The organism is Mesorhizobium xinjiangense, assembly GCF_009749525.1.
Taxonomy (GTDB): domain Bacteria; phylum Pseudomonadota; class Alphaproteobacteria; order Rhizobiales; family Rhizobiaceae; genus Mangrovimarina; species Mangrovimarina xinjiangensis.
Map to the genome: position 1 here is coordinate 223,254 of NZ_WOAC01000003.1, position 12,387 is coordinate 235,640.

A 12,387-nucleotide genomic window follows, 5' to 3' on the forward strand; every position below is an offset into this window, starting at 1 on the left:
CGGAGGCCTAGACATGCCTCACACGCCACCTCCGCCAAAAAGCCGTTCGCGGGCGAAGGCGATGCGTCGCGCCATGACCGATGCCGAGCTGAAGCTCTGGAATGAAGTTCGTGCCCATCGCTTGATGGGGCTTGGCTTTAGACGGCAATACCCGATCGCCGGTTACATCGTTGATTTTGCGTGTCCGACCAAGAAGCTGATCGTCGAGGTCGACGGATCGCAGCATGGTGAGGATGCGCTGGCGGCAGCCGATAGGATAAGAACGAAGCGCCTGCAAGAGGATGGCTGGACCATCCTGCGTTTCTGGAACGACGACATCCTTCGCGACATCGGCAATGTCTGCATGCATATTGTGGCCACGGCCGGCACGGCGGCGCAGGATGCGGCACGGCAGACCATCTTACCATGGAGGGAGGAAGCATCATGATCGACCATCTCGGCATCGCCGTTTCCGATTTCGATAGGTCCAAGGCGTTTTACGATCAGGCGATGGCGCCTCTGGGGGCATCGCTCCTGATGATGGTGCCGGCCGAGTACACCGATGGCGTCAAGGTCGGCGGTTATGGCCGCGATCGGCCGGTCTACTGGCTGCACGAGGTGGACGAACCGGGACCCGGCCGCCACATCGCCTTCACCGCGCGCTCGCGCGCCGAGGTCGACGCGTTTTATCGCGCGGCACTCGAGGCCGGCGGCAGGGACAATGGCGCGCCGGGGCTGCGCCCGCACTACCATGCCGACTATTACGGCGCCTTCGTCTTCGACCCCGACGGCAACAATGTCGAGGCCGTCTGCCACGCGCCGGAATGAGCCGATGATGAGCCTCGACAACAAGCCGATCTATACCGGCGGCTGCCAGTGCGGCGCGGTGCGTTTCCGCATCGAGGGCGCGCTCGGCGAGCCCTCGGTCTGCCATTGCCGCATGTGCCAGAAGGCGTTCGGCAATTTCTATGCGCCGCTGGTTTCGGTGAGAAAGGCGAAGCTCGCCTGGACACGCGGCGAGCCGAAGCGCTTTCAAAGCTCCAACCACGTCCGTCGCGGCTTTTGCGGCGAATGCGGTACGCCGCTGACCTATGAGGCACCGGACGGTATTGCCCTGGCGATCGCCGCCTTCGACGACCCGACGGGGATTGCGCCCGCCGTGCAGTTCGGCCTCGAGGGCAAATTGCCGTTCGTCGACGGCGTGCATGAGCTGCCGGGCATGCGCACGATGGACGATGTGAACGCGGCTGCGTTCCTGGCCGACCTCGTTTCCCATCAGCATCCCGACCACGACACCGACCAATGGCCGCCGCAGGAGCAGACATGAATTCGCAATTCCGCAGCCTCTATCCCGAGATCGAGCCTTTCGAGACCGGCCATCTCGATGTCGGCGACGGCCATTCGATCTACTGGGAGCGCGTCGGCACGAAGGGCGGCAAGCCGGCCGTGTTTCTGCATGGCGGACCGGGCGGCGGCTTTTCGCCCGCCCATCGCCGGCTGTTCGATCCCGCCCTTTACGATGTCATCCTGTTCGATCAGCGTGGCTGCGGGAAATCGACCCCGCATGCCGAACTGGAGGCCAACACGACCTGGCATCTTGTGGCCGACATCGAGCGGCTGCGCGAAATGGCCGGTTTCGACAAATGGCTGGTCTTCGGCGGCTCCTGGGGCTCCACCCTGGCGCTCGCCTACGCGCAAAAGCACCCCGAACGGGTCAGCGAACTTGTCCTGCGCGGCATCTACACGCTGACCAGGGCGGAGCTTGCCTGGTACTATCAGTTCGGCGTTTCGGAGATGTTTCCCGACAAATGGGAGCGCTTCATCGCGCCTATTCCCGAGGCCGAGCGCGACGACCTGATGATGGCCTACCGCAAGCGGCTCACCGCATCGGACGCCAGGACGCGGGTCGAGGCGGCGCGGGCCTGGAGCCTGTGGGAAGGCGAGACGATCACGCTGCTGCCGGAGCCGGCAACCAGCGACAAGTTCGGCGAGGACGAGTTCGCACTCGCCTTCGCCCGCATCGAAAACCACTTCTTCGTTCATGGCGGCTGGCTGGATGAGGGACAGCTTCTGCGCGATGCGCATCGGTTGGCCGACATTCCCGGCGTCATCGTGCATGGACGCTACGACATGCCGTGCCCGGCGCGCATCGCCTGGGAACTGCACAAGGCCTGGCCGAAGGCCGTGTTCCACCTGATCGAGGGCGCCGGCCACGCCTATTCCGAGCCTGGCATCCTGGACCGGTTGATGCGGGCGACGGACATGTTTGCGGGGAAATCGTGATGCCGGAATATACCCCCCTCTGGCCTGCCGGCCATCTCCCCCGCAAGGGGGGAGAAGAACCTTCTTCGCCATTTTCGTCAGTCGCCCAGGCGGCAGGATGGGCGGAAACATCGAAGCTGCCGATCTCCACCCTTGCGGGGGAGATGGCCGGCAGGCGAGAGGGGGGTGCCCTGGCACATCGTCAAAATGTATAAGCAACGCATCTATCTCTTCGACACGACGCTCAGAGACGGCCAGCAGACGCCGGGCATCGACTTCTCGCTCGAGGACAAGATCGCCATTGCCGGCATGCTCGACGTGCTCGGCGTCGACTATGTCGAGGGCGGCTATCCCGGCGCCAACCCGACCGACACGACGTTCTTCGGCGAAAAGCGCACGCACAACGCCGCCTTCGTCGCCTTCGGCATGACCAAGAAGGCAGGCGTGTCGGCGTCCAACGATCCGGGACTGGCCGCGCTGCTCCAGGCGCGGTCCGATGCGATCTGCTTCGTCGCCAAGAGCTGGGACTATCACGTCCGCGTGGCGCTCGGCTGCACGAACGAGGAGAACCTGCAATCGATCTCGGTCTCGGTGGAGGCGGCGCGCGCCGCCGGCAAGGAGGCGATGGTCGATTGCGAGCATTTCTTCGACGGGTTCAAGGCCAATGCCGACTATGCGCTGGCCTGCGCGAAGGCGGCTCACGAGGCGGGTGCGCGCTGGGTCGTCCTGTGCGACACCAATGGCGGCACGCAGCCGGCGGAGATCCGCGACATCGTGCAAAAGGTGATCGCGGCCGGCATTCCGGGCGACCGTCTCGGCATCCACGCCCATGACGACACGGGCCAGGCCGTCGCCAATTCGCTCGCCGCCGTCGAGGCGGGCGTGCGCCAGGTCCAGGGCACGCTCAACGGCATCGGCGAGCGCTGCGGCAACGCCAATCTCATCTCGATCATTCCCACCCTGATGCTCAAGCCGGCCTTTGCGGACCGCTTCGAGACGGGCATTTCACGCGATGCGCTCGCCGGGATTTCGCGCCTGTCGCGCAATTTCGACGAGCTCTTGAACCGCGCTCCCGACGCCCAGGCGCCGTATGTCGGCGCGTCGGCCTTTGCCACCAAGGCCGGCATCCATGCCTCGGCGCTGATCAAGGAGCCCGAAACCTACGAGCACGTGCCGCCCGGGACAGTCGGCAATCACCGCAAGGTAATGGTGTCGGACCAGGGCGGGCGCTCGAACTTCATCGCCGAACTGAAGCGTCGCGGGATCGAAGTGGCCAAGGCCGATCATCGGCTCGACCGGCTGATTTCGATCGTCAAGGAACGCGAGGCGCAGGGCTATGCCTATGAAGGCGCCGACGCCAGCTTCGAGCTCCTGGCCCGTCGGATATTGGGCGCGGTGCCGGACTTCTTCGAGGTCACCGCGTTCCGGTGCATGGTGGAACGTCGTTTCGACGCCGCCGGCAATCTCAAGACGGTCTCCGAAGCGATCGTCAAGGTCCTGGTCGACGGCGAGGAGAAGATGTCGGTGGCCGAAGGCCATGGTCCGGTCAACGCGCTCGACATCGCGCTCAGAAAGGACCTCGGCAAGTACCAGGCCGAGATCGACGGGATGACGCTGGTCGATTTCAAGGTGCGCATCCTCAACGGCGGCACGGAGGCGATCACACGCGTGCTGATCGAGTCGCATGACGAGCTTGGTGCGCGCTGGTGGACCGTCGGCGTCTCCGACAACATCATAGACGCTTCCTTCCAGGCGCTGATGGATTCGATCGTCTACAAGCTGATGAAGAACCGCGAAATGGCCGGGCTGGCAGCCACCCGGTAACACCCATCAACGCCGCCAATTCGTTGATCAGAAAATTGAAATGGTGCGGCACGTTCTGCCGGCGCATGGAGAAGGCATGACGGTTCCCACACGCTCCGACGACAAGGCCGCCGCGCGCGGTTTCGGCTTTGCGTTCGCGGCCTATCTTCTCTGGGGCGTGCTGCCGCTCTATCTGAAGCTGCTGGCGCACATTCCGGCCGTCGAGGTGGTGGCCCACCGCGTGGTCTGGTCGGTGCCCGTGGCCGGCGTCGTCCTGTGGTACCTGGGGCGCACGGGCGATGTCAGGGCGGCGCTGAAATCGCCGCGCACCCTTGCCATGGCGGCGCTGACGGCGATGCTGATCACGATCAACTGGAGCGTCTATGTGTGGGCGGTGGCCGCCGACCGGGCGCTCGAGGCGTCGCTCGGCTATTACATCAACCCGCTGGTCAGCATCGTGCTCGGTGCCGTTCTTCTGGGCGAACGCATGTCGCGCGCCCGACTCGTCGCGGTTGCACTGGCGACGCTCGCCGTCGTTGTCCTGACGGTGGAGACCGGCGGCCTGCCCTGGGTGTCGCTCGTGCTTGCCGTGTCGTTCGGCCTTTACGGCTTCTTCCGCAAGACCCTGCCGATCGGCCCCAGCCAGGGTTTCTTCCTTGAGGTGGCCATCCTGTGCGTGCCGGCGCTGGCCTATCTCTTGTGGCTGCAGGCGGACGGCAGCGGACATTTCGGCCCTGCCGGCCTTTCCGACATTCTGCTTCTCGTTGGCTGTGGACCGGCCACCGCCGTGCCGCTCCTGTGCTACGGCTTCGGCGCCAAGCTCTTGAAGCTGTCGACGATCGGCATCATGCAGTACATCGCACCGACGATGATGTTCCTGATTGCCGTCTTCATTTTCGGTGAGCCCTTCGACCAAGCGCGCCTGATCGCCTTCCTGCTGATCTGGATCGCGCTCGTCATCTACACCTGGTCGATGCTCAAGGAACGTCGAAAAGCGGCGGCCTAGCGCGTTTGCTTCAAACGGAAACGTTTGAAGCAAAGATATGCGCGCCAGATCAATATGCTGGAACATGTACCTTTCGCTCAAACGATTCCGTTTGAGCGGGACATGTTCTAAAGCTTGTCGATGACGTCGGTGACGCCGCCGGCCGGTGCGGCCGTCTCCGCCGCCTGCTCGAGGATTGCCGGAACCACCGCCTCGGCCTTGTCGACAACCAGCGGGCGCACCAGATGGCCCGTATGGACGAAGCCCTCGGCGCGCATATGGTCGATCAAGGCCAGCATCGGGTCCCAGAAGCCGTTGACATTGGCAAAAACGATCGGCTTGCGATGGCGGCCGAGTTGCGCCCAGGTCATGATCTCGACGATCTCTTCCAGCGTGCCTATGCCGCCGGGCAGGGCCACGAAGGCATCGGATAGCTCGAACATGGTGTGCTTGCGCTGGTGCATGTCGTCGGTGACGACGAGATCGTCCAGGCGCCCGAGTGCGCTTTCGGTCGCCTCCTTGCTCATCAGGAAGCGCGGTATGATGCCGGTGATTTTGCCGCCGGCGGCGATCGCGCCTTCGGCGACGGCGCCCATGATGCCCTTGGTGCCGCCGCCATAGACGAGGCGAAGGCCGTGGTGCGCGATTTCGCCGCCGATGGCGCGGGCGGTTTCGACATAATCGGCCGTACGGCCGGGCGAGGACCCGCAATAGATGCAGATGGATCGAATCGTGCTCATGCGGCGATTGGCGTCACGGGAGGGTGGCGCGTCAAGGGCCACAGGGCGTTTTTCTTGTCGCATCGGTGAAAACAGGATAGACCGACGAAAACCGGCAAAGGGATTAATGTGAAATGGCGATCAACCCCGTAAAGGCGCTGCTTTTCCTGGCAGGCGGGACCGCCGCTGCGGCGGCGACCGCCTACGTCACGGGCGTCTTTGACGGAATGGCCAAAAACGAGCCGGCCGTGGTTGCGGCAGCGCCGGAGGACAGCACTCCGCCGGCGGAAGGCCGGCCGCAGCCAGCCGCGGACGACACCAAGGCCTCGGACAAGCAGGCGCGGCCCGAAGCGGGAAAGCAAGTTACTGAAACAGTAGAGGTTTTACCGCCCCGCTTTGATGTCGTGCGGGTCGAGCCGAACGGGTCCATCGTCATTGCCGGGTCTGCCCCGGCCAATTCGAATGTGGAAGTGCTGGCCGGAACGTCGCTGATCGGAACGGCCGAGGCGAACCTGGACGGCGACTTCGCTCTCGTCCTCGACGACCCCCTCGATCCGGGCGACTACCAGATCGTGCTGCGCGCCACGACATCCGACGGTCTTGCCGCCACATCGGTGGAAACGGCGGTTGTCTCCGTGCCGGAGGCCGAATCGGGCCAGGTCCTGGCTCTCGTCGAGGAGCCCGGCAAACCGAGCAAGCTGATCACGGTGCCCGAGGCGAAGCCGGTCACGGACGACATACCCGACGAGGCGGGCGAGGAGTCCCCGCCTCCCGCCGTGAAGAACCCAGACCAGCTCTCCGACCCGGCTGAAGAGCCGGCCGCCGGCGCCCGGCCCGACGAGGAGGCGGCATCGCCGCAACCGGCTGAAGCACAATCACCGTCCGATGACGGCCCCATGGCGGCCGCGGCCGAACCGGAGGCAACGGCGCCCGCCGAACAGGCCGCGCCGAAGGCGGAGACGGCGGCCTCGGAGGCCGATGCCGCAGCCGACACCGATGCTGAACCGGCGCAGCCGCAGGTTTCGGTGGAGGCCGTTGAAATCGAGGGCAAACAGGTCTTCGTGGCCGGGTCGGCCACTCCTGGCGCTTCCGTGCGGGTCTATGCCAACGAAATCCTGCTCGGTGATGCACGCGTCTCGCAAGGTGGCCGCTTCCTGATCGAAGCCCAGCGCGATATTCCGGTCGGTGACTATATCGTGCGCGCCGATGTGCTGGACGGGACCGGCGCGGAGGTGCTGGCGCGCGCGGCCGTGCCGTTTCAGCGCGAGGCAGGCGAGAAGTTTTCGGCCGTGGCGCCGCAGCCCGCGACGGAGCCGGCGGCCGATGCCGGCGCGCCCGAACCGGCCTTCGGGCAGACTTCTGTCGCGTCGCAGAGCGAGGCCAGCGGATCCGCGGCGCCAGTCGCGGCACCTGAGGAAGAGCCGGCCGCAACCGCCAGTGAGACGACGGCGCCGAAGCTCGAGAAGGTCGACGGATCGGTGATCATTCGCCGCGGCGATACGCTGTGGCAGATTTCCCGCCGCGTCTATGGCCGGGGTGTGCGCTATTCGACGATCTATCTCGCCAACCAGGACCAGATCAGCGACCCCGATCTCATCTGGCCCGGCCAGATATTCAAGGTGCCCGGCACGACCGACGAAGGCGAGAAAGCCGATCTCGACGCACTGGATCCCCGTCAGGACGGATAGCGCCTTTGTGGCTGAATCGTCGGTGTAACGCGGCGGCTTCTTGATCCGGCGATCGTTATCGTATATCGCCGATCTACGTTGAATTTGCCGGAAGCAGATACGCTGGAAACCGCGCCGGACGACGCGCTTGCCGCGCAATTGGCGGCACTCGGCCATCCCGCGCGCATCTGCATTCTGCGCCATCTCGCCAGGCAGGACGCCTGTTGCTGCCGCGAGATCGTCGACTGCATCGATCTTGCCCAGTCCACGGTCTCGCAGCATTTGAAGGTTCTGGTGGCGGCCGGGCTCGTGCGCTACGAGCCTGAAAACCGCAAGTCGCGTTACTCGCTCGAGCGCGGTGCCGTCTTGCGGCTGTCGGCTGGCGTGGGCGACCTGCTTGCAACCTGCTGCGCGAGGCGCTGACGCGGCGATCCGCCAGCGCTACAAAGTTCCGGGAGCTGACATTGGCCAACAAGACGGTATCCGCCGAGAGCGGCTCGATTTTCGCCACGCTGGGCAATCTGTGGCCCTATATGTGGCCGGCCGACCGGCCTGACCTGAAGATGCGGGTTGTCTGGGCCACCGTCTTTCTCATCGTCGCCAAGCTCACAACGGTGCTGGTTCCCTATTTCTTCAAATGGGCCACCGAGGTGCTGTCGGGCGAGGGGGCCTCGCTGCCGAACTTGCCGGCCTTCCTGCTGGCGCCGGTCATGCTGGTGTTGGCCTACAATGCCGTGCGCATCGTGCAACTGGGCTTCAATCAACTGCGCGACGCGCTTTTTGCCCGGGTCGGCCAGCACGCGGTGCGCCAACTCGCCCACAAGACCTTCGTGCATATGCATGAGTTGTCGCTGCGCTTTCATCTTGAGCGGCGCACCGGCGGCTTGTCGCGCATCATCGAGCGCGGCGTGAAGGGCATCGAGACGATCGTGCGCTTCACAATCCTGAATACGCTGCCGACGGTGCTGGAATTCGCCCTGGTGGCGGTCATCTTCGCCGTCGCCTACAGCTGGGTCTATGTCGCCGTGATCGCCGTGACGGTCTGGCTCTACACCTGGTTCACCGTCAAGGCGAGCGACTGGCGCATCGTGATTCGCCAGCGGATGAACGATTCCGATACAGACGCCAACACCAAGGCCGTCGATTCGCTGCTCAACTTCGAGACCGTCAAATATTTCAACAACGAAGCGATGGAGGCGCGGCGCTTCGACCATTCCATGGCGCGTTACGAGGAGGCGGCGACCAGGAACTGGACCTCGCTCGGCTGGCTCAATTTCGGCCAGGGGCTGATCTTCGGCGCCGGCATGGCGGTCATCATGTGCATGTCGGCCATCGAGGTGCAGCGCGGCACGCATACGATCGGCGATTTCGTCTTCGTCAACGCCATGCTGATGCAACTCGCCGTGCCGCTCAATTTCATCGGCTTCATCTACCGCGAAATCCGCCAGGGACTGACCGATATCGAGAACATGTTCGATCTGCTGGACGTCAAGGCCGAGGTCGTCGACAAGCCGGACGCCAGGCCGCTTTGCGTGGAAAAGGGCAGCGTGCGCTTCGACAATGTGCACTTTGCCTACGACTCCAACCGGCCGATCCTGAAGGGCATTTCCTTCGAGGTGCCGTCCGGCAAGACGGTTGCGATCGTCGGCCCGTCGGGGGCCGGCAAGTCGACCATCTCGCGGCTCTTGTTCCGCTTCTACGACATCCAGGACGGGGCCATCACCATCGACGGCCAGGACGTCCGCGGCGTCACGCAGGAAAGCCTGCGCGCCGCGATCGGCATGGTTCCCCAGGACACGGTGCTGTTCAACGACACGGTGGCCTACAACATCCGCTACGGCCGCATGGACGCGACGGTGGACGAGATGAGACAAGCGGCCGAACTGGCGCAGATCGGCCCCTTTATCGAGAGCTTGCCGGAGGGCTACCGCACCATGGTCGGCGAGCGCGGGCTGAAGCTTTCGGGGGGCGAAAAGCAGCGCGTGGCGATCGCCCGCACGATCCTGAAGGCGCCGCCGATCCTGATGCTCGACGAGGCGACCTCGGCGCTCGACACGCAGACCGAGCAGGAAATCCAGGCCGCGCTCGACCTCGTCAGCCGCGGCCGCACGACGCTGGTGATTGCCCACCGCCTGTCGACGGTCATCGCGGCCGACGAGATCATCGTGCTTCAGGATGGTGCGATCGCCGAGCGCGGCACGCATCGCGACCTGCTCGACGCCAAGGGCCTCTACGCGCAGATGTGGGACCGCCAGCGCGAGGCCACGGAGGCCGAGGAAAGGCTGCGCCGCGCCCGCGAGGAGGACGAGCTCGGCGTCGTCGTCAGGCGGCGCACCGAAGAAGTGGAAGCGTCTTAGAACATGTACCTTTCGCTCAAACGTTTCCGTTTGAAGCGAACGCGCTAGGTTCGTTGAGGCGACGATGCCTTGATGTCACGCATCTCGTCGAACTAATGTGGCGCGTACCGACACGGTCAGTGCGAGGTGCCAAATTGCCGAATAGCCATGAACTCGTCGCGCTCTATTTGAAGGTCTTGCGGGGCTGGAACGACAGAAGCGCGAAGTCGATGGCGGAATGCTTCGCCGACGAGGGTGTGTTGATCGGCTTTGATGGCAGCCTTGTTGCAGGCCGCCGCGCTATCGAAGAACACCTTGACACGATCTTTGCCGATCACCCCACCCCGGCATTCGTCGCGATCGTGCGTGCGACCCGGGAGATCGGGGGTGTCGGAATCGTGCGAGCGGATGTCGGCATGGTCCCGCCCGGACAGAGCGGAATCAATCCTGCCGCCAACGCACGACAGACCCTCGTGGCACGGGAGGTCGATGGAGGCTGGAAGAGCGAGCTCTTCCAGAATACGCCTGCTGCTCTGCATTGGGATGACGAAGGGCGGGAGAGATTGTCGGCCGAATTGGATGCCGCGTTCAAGGAGCGCGGCCCGCTTCCCGACGCGTAGGCCAACTCGATGCCCGCCGCCTCGCATTGCGGGGGCGGGGCGTTTCGGCTAAGCATCGCGCGTCGACAACCGGAATCTGCGCTGCGCCATGAGCCTCCAGGAGACCATTCGCAACACGTTCGTGCCCATTCACCGCGAGGGATGGGTCTTTATCGCCGCGTTCGCCGGTGTCACGGTGCTGCTCGGCGTGTTCTCGACCAATCTGTTCTGGATCGGACTGATCCTGACGGCGTGGTGCGCCTACTTCTTCCGCGATCCCGAGCGTGTCACTCCAGTCGACGACCGGCTGGTCATCTCGTCGGCTGATGGTGTGGTCTCGGCGGTCGGACCGGCCGTGCCGCCGCGCGAACTCGATCTGGGCGCCGGGGAGCGTCTGCGTGTCTCCGTCTTCATGAATGTCTTTTCGTGCCATGTGAACCGCGCGCCGGTGCGCGGCCGCATCGCGCGGATCGAACACCGTGCCGGCAAGTTCCTGAATGCCGAGCTGGACAAGGCGAGCGCGGAAAACGAGCGCAACGGGCTCGTCATCGAAAGCCCCAACGGGCCGGTCGCTGTGGTGCAGATCGCCGGGCTGGTGGCGCGCCGCATCCTTTGCTTCGTCGAGGAGGGCACGGACATCCCGGTGGGCGAGCGCTTCGGTCTGATCCGTTTCGGCTCGCGCGTCGACATCTATCTGCCTGAGGGCGCAATGGCCCGCGTGGCGCCGGGCCAGACGGCCGTGGCGGGCGAGACCGTCATCGCCGAGTTTGGCGGCCCGGCGGCGGCGCCCCTGATTCGCGTATCGTGAACCCGATGGGCGCAGACAGGCAGCCGAACACGAACGGCGAAACGGCCAGGGATCCGCGCGGCGCCCGGTTCCGCCAGATGCCGTTGCGGCTGATTGTCCCGAACCTGATCACGGTGCTCGCCATTTGCGCCGGGCTGACCGGCATCAGGCTGGCATTCGAGCACCGCATCGAGATGGCGATCGCCATGGTTTTGCTGGCGGCCTTCCTCGACGGTGTCGACGGCCGCGTCGCGCGCGCGCTCAAGGCGACGTCGAATTTCGGCGCCCAGATGGATTCGCTGGCCGACATCGTCAATTTCGGTGTCGCGCCGGGGCTCGTCCTTTACGCTTTCATCCTTGATCGCATCGGCTCGCCGGGCTGGATCGCCGCGCTCCTGTTCGCCATTGCCTGCGGCCTGCGCCTGGCGCGTTTCAACGTCATGGCCGACGATCCCGCCAGCACTGGCTGGCGGGCCGACTATTTCGTCGGCGTGCCGGCGCCGGCCGGTGCGATGCTGGTGCTGCTGCCGGCCTATCTGAGTTTCGTCGGCGTGCCGCATTCGCTGGTCTTCGCCTGGATTTCCTGCATCTTCACCCTGGTCGTGGCCGCCCTTCTCGTCAGCCGCATTCCGGTCTGGTCGGGCAAGAGCACCGGCGCGCGCATCCGCTCGGACTACGTGGTGCCCCTGATGCTGGGCGTGGTGCTCTTCGTTCTCCTTCTCAGCACCTATCCCTGGCACACCATGACTGTCTCGGCGCTGCTCTATCTGGTCTTTCTGCCGCTAAGCTATCGCGCCTACAGCCGCCGCGAGGCGGCCGAGAGCGAAACCGGTGGCCCGTAGGCGAGGTGAGCCGCCGCGCGCCACAGTCATCAACCACAGGAGCCCTTGCATGACCATTCGCCGCATCGAACCCGGAAAGCGCATGAGCCAGGCCGTCATTCACGGCAACACGGTCTATCTGGCCGGCCAGGTCGGCAAGCCGGGCACCGGCGTAGGCGAGCAGACCGAGGCCATCCTCGCCTCCATCGACCGTCTTCTGGCCGAGGCTGGTACCGACAAGTCGAAACTGCTGCAGGCGACCATCTGGCTTGCCGATATGCGCGATTTCGAGGCCATGAACGCGATCTGGGACGCCTGGATCGATCCGGCCAACCCGCCCGCCCGCGCGGCCGGCGAGGCCCGGCTTGCCACGCCGCAACATCTCGTCGAGATCATCGTCGTCGCCGCGCTCTGATCGCCGCGGCGCGC

Annotated in this window: 14 protein-coding genes; 13 read left to right on the plus strand and 1 reads right to left on the minus strand. The window is 64.9% G+C overall.

The features are described from left to right. Positions 1–13: 13 nt before the first annotated feature. From GM909_RS05330 to rarD, 6 genes are all read left to right on the plus strand, one after another. Positions 14–427 carry an endonuclease domain-containing protein gene (locus GM909_RS05330; RefSeq protein WP_157015171.1) on the plus strand — a complete coding sequence of 138 codons (414 nt, stop codon included), beginning with the start codon at positions 14–16 and terminating at the stop codon, positions 425–427. Next, entirely contained in the window at positions 424–807 is a 384-nt protein-coding gene (locus GM909_RS05335) for a VOC family protein (protein ID WP_157015172.1), read from the plus strand. Before GM909_RS05330 ends, GM909_RS05335 begins: the two co-directional genes overlap by 4 nt. 7 nt (positions 808–814) lie before the next feature. Then, positions 815–1,306, plus strand: a complete 492-nt coding sequence (locus GM909_RS05340; RefSeq protein ID WP_157015173.1) for a GFA family protein — start codon at positions 815–817, stop codon at positions 1,304–1,306. Continuing rightward, complete coding sequence (gene pip, locus GM909_RS05345; protein ID WP_157015174.1) at positions 1,303–2,262, plus strand: prolyl aminopeptidase; 960 nt, start codon at positions 1,303–1,305, stop codon at positions 2,260–2,262. The genes GM909_RS05340 and pip overlap by 4 nt, the downstream gene beginning before the upstream one ends. Before the next feature lie 186 nt (positions 2,263–2,448). After that, positions 2,449–4,065 (plus strand): citramalate synthase, encoded by a 1,617-nt coding sequence (gene cimA, locus GM909_RS05350; protein ID WP_157015175.1) that lies wholly within the window; start codon positions 2,449–2,451, stop codon positions 4,063–4,065. 76 nt (positions 4,066–4,141) lie between these two features. Next, positions 4,142–5,050: an EamA family transporter RarD gene (rarD, locus tag GM909_RS05355; RefSeq protein WP_157015176.1), complete on the plus strand. Its 909-nt coding sequence runs from the start codon at positions 4,142–4,144 to the stop codon at positions 5,048–5,050. Between the two features lie 107 nt (positions 5,051–5,157). On the opposite strand, the gene GM909_RS05360 is transcribed toward rarD, so the two are convergent. Next, on the minus strand, positions 5,158–5,769 hold the full coding sequence (locus GM909_RS05360; protein WP_157015177.1) for an LOG family protein: 612 nt from the start codon (positions 5,767–5,769) through the stop codon (positions 5,158–5,160). A 113-nt stretch (positions 5,770–5,882) separates the two neighbouring features. Between GM909_RS05360 and GM909_RS05365 the strand changes: the two genes are divergently transcribed. The 7 genes from GM909_RS05365 to GM909_RS05395 all read left to right on the plus strand — a co-directional run bounded on the left by GM909_RS05365 (position 5,883) and on the right by GM909_RS05395 (position 12,373). Beyond that, positions 5,883–7,436, plus strand: coding sequence for a LysM peptidoglycan-binding domain-containing protein (locus GM909_RS05365; protein WP_157015178.1), 1,554 nt, complete (start codon positions 5,883–5,885; stop codon positions 7,434–7,436). A gap of 84 nt (positions 7,437–7,520) precedes the next feature. Next, entirely contained in the window at positions 7,521–7,838 is a 318-nt protein-coding gene (locus GM909_RS05370) for an ArsR/SmtB family transcription factor (RefSeq protein WP_328600443.1), read from the plus strand. 41 nt (positions 7,839–7,879) lie between these two features. Further along, a complete protein-coding gene (locus tag GM909_RS05375) occupies positions 7,880–9,772 on the plus strand; it encodes an ABCB family ABC transporter ATP-binding protein/permease (RefSeq protein WP_157015180.1) in 1,893 nt (630 codons plus the stop codon). A gap of 134 nt (positions 9,773–9,906) precedes the next feature. Beyond that, positions 9,907–10,371 (plus strand): SgcJ/EcaC family oxidoreductase, encoded by a 465-nt coding sequence (locus GM909_RS05380; RefSeq protein WP_198174136.1) that lies wholly within the window; start codon positions 9,907–9,909, stop codon positions 10,369–10,371. 88 nt (positions 10,372–10,459) lie between these two features. After that, the gene (locus GM909_RS05385; RefSeq protein WP_157015182.1) at positions 10,460–11,158 is read left to right on the plus strand and encodes a phosphatidylserine decarboxylase; all 699 of its coding nucleotides are present in this window, start codon (positions 10,460–10,462) and stop codon (positions 11,156–11,158) included. A gap of 5 nt (positions 11,159–11,163) precedes the next feature. After that, positions 11,164–11,979, plus strand: coding sequence for a CDP-alcohol phosphatidyltransferase family protein (locus tag GM909_RS05390; protein ID WP_157015183.1), 816 nt, complete (start codon positions 11,164–11,166; stop codon positions 11,977–11,979). A gap of 49 nt (positions 11,980–12,028) precedes the next feature. Further along, positions 12,029–12,373, plus strand: a complete 345-nt coding sequence (locus tag GM909_RS05395; protein WP_157015184.1) for a RidA family protein — start codon at positions 12,029–12,031, stop codon at positions 12,371–12,373. Positions 12,374–12,387 lie beyond the last annotated feature (14 nt).

Bases quoted from the DNA above. Each gene is read 5' to 3' on its own strand.
- GM909_RS05330 (WP_157015171.1), top strand. From the start codon at position 14: ATGCCTCACACGCCACCTCCGCCAAAAAGCCGTTCGCGGGCGAAGGCG.
- GM909_RS05335 (WP_157015172.1), top strand. From the start codon at position 424: ATGATCGACCATCTCGGCATCGCCGTTTCCGATTTCGATAGGTCCAAG.
- GM909_RS05340 (WP_157015173.1), top strand. From the start codon at position 815: ATGAGCCTCGACAACAAGCCGATCTATACCGGCGGCTGCCAGTGCGGC.
- pip (WP_157015174.1), top strand. From the start codon at position 1,303: ATGAATTCGCAATTCCGCAGCCTCTATCCCGAGATCGAGCCTTTCGAG.
- cimA (WP_157015175.1), top strand. From the start codon at position 2,449: ATGTATAAGCAACGCATCTATCTCTTCGACACGACGCTCAGAGACGGC.
- rarD (WP_157015176.1), top strand. From the start codon at position 4,142: ATGACGGTTCCCACACGCTCCGACGACAAGGCCGCCGCGCGCGGTTTC.
- GM909_RS05360 (WP_157015177.1), bottom strand. From the start codon at position 5,769: ATGAGCACGATTCGATCCATCTGCATCTATTGCGGGTCCTCGCCCGGC.
- GM909_RS05365 (WP_157015178.1), top strand. From the start codon at position 5,883: ATGGCGATCAACCCCGTAAAGGCGCTGCTTTTCCTGGCAGGCGGGACC.
- GM909_RS05385 (WP_157015182.1), top strand. From the start codon at position 10,460: ATGAGCCTCCAGGAGACCATTCGCAACACGTTCGTGCCCATTCACCGC.
- GM909_RS05390 (WP_157015183.1), top strand. From the start codon at position 11,164: ATGGGCGCAGACAGGCAGCCGAACACGAACGGCGAAACGGCCAGGGAT.
- GM909_RS05395 (WP_157015184.1), top strand. From the start codon at position 12,029: ATGACCATTCGCCGCATCGAACCCGGAAAGCGCATGAGCCAGGCCGTC.